Annotated in this window: 4 protein-coding genes and 1 pseudogene; all 5 read left to right on the forward strand. The window is 38.0% G+C overall.

Features of this window, described 5'->3' with window-relative positions; translation table 11 throughout:
* The first annotated feature begins 227 nt into the window (after nt 1-227).
* Nucleotides 228-758 (forward strand): thiol-disulfide isomerase, encoded by a 531-nt coding sequence (locus tag Q0191_RS02875; RefSeq protein WP_297663665.1) that lies wholly within the window; start codon nt 228-230, stop codon nt 756-758.
* Between the two features lie 103 nt (nt 759-861).
* Entirely contained in the window at nt 862-1119 is a 258-nt protein-coding gene (locus Q0191_RS02880) for a hypothetical protein (protein ID WP_367170157.1), read from the forward strand.
* A gap of 1 nt (nt 1120) precedes the next feature.
* Nucleotides 1121-1654, forward strand: coding sequence for a hypothetical protein (locus tag Q0191_RS02885; protein ID WP_297663668.1), 534 nt, complete (start codon nt 1121-1123; stop codon nt 1652-1654).
* 226 nt (nt 1655-1880) lie between these two features.
* Complete coding sequence (locus Q0191_RS02890; protein WP_297663670.1) at nt 1881-2396, forward strand: hypothetical protein; 516 nt, start codon at nt 1881-1883, stop codon at nt 2394-2396.
* Nucleotides 2397-2972: 576 nt separating this feature from the next.
* A pseudogene (locus tag Q0191_RS02895) lies at nt 2973-4305 on the forward strand (DNA-directed RNA polymerase subunit beta); the annotation flags it as partial.

The raw sequence follows: 4305 nt of genomic DNA on the forward strand, positions 1-4305 counted from the left end.
TTGAGATAGATGAGACTCAAGAAAAAGAGTTACTACATCAGGTTCAAACAGAATTGAATCAGTTCTTTGAAAAAATGAAACAGCAACTAGCTTCTAAATAAAGTGTGAGATATTGCGGACAGGGAAGAGTGAAGCCTTTCTTGTAGAGCATGGCAAAACTGTTGAAGAGGAACAAAAGAAGAATCAGGAAGCCTTTTTTGACTACTTAGAAAGAGGTGTAGAGAGCAATGTCACATAAATTGAAACAGTTTAAATGGTTGATAGTATTATTTTTGGTTGTATTAGTACCTTCGTATTTCACTTACAATCATTTTCAACAATCTAATACATTGAAAGTGGCTTTTGAGAAAAATGATAGAATTGAAGTTCTTCATCGTTTGCTAGAATCAGAGAAGTACGCACCTGATATTCGCAAAGCAGGCTTTACCATTCCGCCAGATGGAGCCATTCGGTTAGAAGGGGTTATTTATCCACTGGAAATAGAAGGAGATATACATTTGAAAATTAGTCCTCCTCAAAAGCAAGCCAAGGATTTTCAGTTATTTTTCATTACACAAGTTAATGAAAAACAAACACATGTAGCTTTCGTTTTAGATAAAAATCTGAATTTACTTTATTCTAGCTATTCTCAGGAAAATGCTGAGGGAACAAGAGAAATAGTTTCTATCTCACAATCTGAAGAAGCCCGCTTGTTGAAAATTGTTCAAAGTGAGATTAATAGCTTCATTAAAAAGATGTATCAAATCTTGTATGGTTAGTTTTGTAGAAGAGTTAAATACCAATAACCCCCTATACTAAAAAAACCGGTCATACAGAGAAGACTATCCTTTCTCAATTTGGGGTCGCCAGTGGGAAGAAGGTATGAAATCAGACTACATGGGAAATTATCTCTTTGGCTATGTTGGAAAAGGATATCTAGAATCAAGTGATGACTATTTAAAATATGGTGCAGGAAAGGCACAACAATTCTCGGATTATTTGAAGTTTGATAAATATTTTGTAGTAGGCGCAGATATAAAATACGATCTGAGTCTATTGCAAGGTCAGTATGGAGATAATTTTGGTGATGCCGCTGCAATTCAAGACGGCGCGGATGCTTATAAGGGAGGAAATAACTAACATGTTCACTTCATTAGTATTTATCATTTCTTTAATCCTACTTTTGCGCTGTTTTAAAAGTAGGCGTTCAAGGATTATTATTGGCGTGCTGTATAGTCTGTTTGTTGTCTGGTACGTTCAGGCAATTTTAAACTACGGTAAATATACCCTACAACCTGGACAGTCGATCAGCCTAACGGTCAATCCTCGGATACAGGATGTGGAATATTATTCAGAGTTAATTCTAAAGAAAACTGATAAAAATAAACTAGAGTTAAATGGCAGAGAGTATTGGTCTGTAAGTGGTAGTGAGTTGCATTATGATTTAAGTAAGCAAAATGTGTTCAAATGGGTCAGAGATGAGTCGGGAGAATTGACTGAATCTTATGTGGAAAATAGTGATTTAGCTGATATTTATATAGAAAAATCAAATTTAATTATTCAGTATCAAGGAGAAAAAGTTTTTGATGTCACGAATAACAAACCCTACACCATCACCATCACCAATGTAGATGATAAACCGGTTCAGTTTGAAGCTCAGGTGGCAGACAAGTAAGATAAAACATTAGCGACAACTTATAAATTAGCAATCAAGTAACAGACCTTCTGATTAAAAGAGCGTGACTGCCTGATAGTTATCCTAGACTATGGAAAATATACAGCAGGTGGACAATTTATCAAGCACGGGAAAAGATGGGATTTCTTATGGAAACCAGATACGGATGAGCATAAAAAATCAAAAGAAGATTTTTATGATTATTTGAAGCGAGGAGAAGATAAAAATGTCGGTACGTAAAAAAATAATAAGCATCCTACTTTTGATAATAACTGCTTTTGCCATTTGGTTGCTCTTTTGGCCAGATGATAAACCTGAACCAGATTTTTCCTCTGCCAATAAAATTGAATTACTGGCAAGTATCCTCGCAGGTAACAACGAGGATATTATCCGAGATGCTGGCTATGGAATTCCGGATGACCCAGTGATTCGCCGATGGGGGATAAATAAACTTAAAATATCTGGGAAATTAAACTTGGATGTACGCCCACCGACTAGTTTGGAAGACAGTGAGCTTCTAGTTCTTTTTTCTACTATGCTTAACGGTAAAGAAACAGATGTAGCGTTTTTCTTAGATAAAAAATTGAATTTAATTGATTCGAGTTATGAATCTATAGAGGAAAATGATACTGGGAAAAAAATTGAGATAGATGAGACTCAAGAAAAAGAGTTACTACATCAGGTTCAAACAGAATTAAATCAGTTCTTTGAAAAAATGAAAGAGCAGCTAGCTTCTAAATAGGAAATATAATAAAAGAATCATAAAATAAAGATTCGGAAGGCTGTTGATGAGCCACTCTGGGAAGAATTGGATAGGAAACATGAAGGATACATCAAAATCCAGGGTTAACATGTTCATGACGACGAGGAAGTGGATGAGAGCGACTTAAAATAAACATGCTTCTATTTCAAGATTAAAGATGAAAGTGCCCTGGAAATTAGATAAAACTACTTGAATTTTTACATAAATATGGTATAATGGTATCAATAATTTGTCGTGTGCTTTAATTGAAATATTGTCCGATTAAAGCTTGCAGCAGTTAAATCAAACTTTTTATAAGTCAGATTTAGCTGCTCTTTTTGTGTCTATTTTTCAGAATTCTAAGATTTGTAACGCAAATTTAAAGATTCTAAAAACTTAGCAAAAGGGACTGATTGTAGCTGTTTTGACGAGAGTCAATGGCGTAGAAGGGGTCTCCCCTTGGTAAGAGTGAAGAAGAGTGTGATATGAGAGGCAAATGGTTAGTATTCCAATAATCAGAAAATCTCAATCTCTCCGATTCCTCCCTCTGTACTTTATAAAAAAGGAGTTAGAAACTTGGCAGGACATGACGTTCAATACGGGAAACATCGGACCCGTCGTAGTTTTTCAAGAATTAAAGAAGTTCTTGATTTACCAAACTTGATTGAAATTCAAACAGACTCGTTTAAAGATTTCTTGGACCATGGTTTGAAGGAAGTTTTTGAGGATGTGCTTCCTATTTCAAACTTTACCGACACCATGGAATTGGAATTTGTCGGCTATGAAATCCGTGAGCCTAAATATACGCTGGAAGAAGCTCGTATCCACGATGCTAGCTACTCAGCGCCAATCTTTGTGACTTTCCGTTTGATTAACAAGGAAACTGGTGAAATCAAGACTCAGGAAGTCTTCTTTGGCGATTTCCCAATCATGACTGAAATGGGAACTTTCATCATCAACGGTGGTGAGCGGATTATCGTATCCCAGTTGGTGCGTTCTCCAGGTGTTTACTTCAACGATAAGGTTGACAAAAACGGTAAAGTGGGCTACGGCTCAACCGTTATTCCTAACCGCGGAGCTTGGTTGGAGCTAGAAACAGACTCTAAAGACATTGCCTATACTCGTATTGATCGGACGCGGAAGATTCCGTTTACGACCTTGGTTCGTGCACTTGGTTTCTCAGGTGATGATGAAATCCTTGATATCTTTGGTGACAGCGACTTGGTGCGCAATACCATTGAAAAAGATATTCACAAGAATCCAATGGACTCTCGTACAGATGAAGCTCTGAAAGAAATCTACGAGCGCCTTCGTCCAGGTGAGCCTAAAACGGCTGAAAGTTCACGTAGCTTGCTTGTAGCTCGTTTCTTTGATCCACATCGCTATGACTTGGCTGCCGTTGGTCGTTACAAGATTAACAAGAAGCTCAACATCAAGAACCGCTTGCTCAATCAAACATTGGCAGAGCATCTGGTAGATGCTGAAACAGGTGAAATCCTTGTCGAAGCTGGTACGGTTATGACTCGCAGTGTGATCGACAGCATTTCAGAGCAGCTGGACAATGGTTTAAACAAAATCACTTACATTCCAAACGACTCAGCTGTCTTGACAGAGCCTGTAGAATTGCAGAAGTTCAAGGTTGTCGCACCAAGCGATCCAGACCGTGTTGTGACCATCATTGGTAACGCAAATCCGTCTGACAAGGTTCGGACTGTAACACCAGCTGACATCTTGGCTGAAATGAGCTATTTCCTCAACTTGGCAGAAGGTATCGGTCGTGTGGATGATATTGACCACTTGGGGAACCGTCGTATTCGTGCGGTTGGTGAGCTTTTAGCTAACCAAGTTCGTCTGGGACTTTCTCGGATGGAGCGTAATGTTCGCGAACGGATGAGCGTTCAGGACAATG

Origin of the sequence: uncultured Streptococcus sp. (genome assembly GCF_938036805.1) — a bacterium.
Taxonomy (GTDB): Bacteria; Bacillota; Bacilli; order Lactobacillales; family Streptococcaceae; genus Streptococcus.